At 43.9% G+C, this 228-nt stretch carries 1 protein-coding gene; it reads right to left on the reverse strand.

Translation table 11 applies throughout. The annotated features are described in order from the left end of the window. A partial coding sequence (locus tag V6252_RS13105) for a hypothetical protein (protein ID WP_341610739.1) occupies positions 1-228 on the reverse strand: 228 nt, incomplete at both ends.

Below are 228 nucleotides of genomic sequence, written 5' to 3' on the forward strand. Positions count from 1 at the left end.
GGTCACCTGATTCAGGCCAATATCACCTGTCACTCGACCCACGATAATATCGGCGGTCGTATTGACATGAAAATGTTGAATATAGTCGTTCAGATCAATACTATTAGCATGAACAGATAGGCGCTCAAGCTCTTTGCTAAGCTTTTGGCGACCTATTTCATTATTCTTTTCACGGTGTTGCTTGTTAAACCACTGGCGCTGTTTTGAACGGGCCCGGTTGGTATGAAT

Origin of the sequence: Psychrobacter proteolyticus, assembly GCF_038155145.1 — a bacterium.
Lineage (GTDB): Bacteria > Pseudomonadota > Gammaproteobacteria > Pseudomonadales > Moraxellaceae > Psychrobacter > Psychrobacter proteolyticus_B.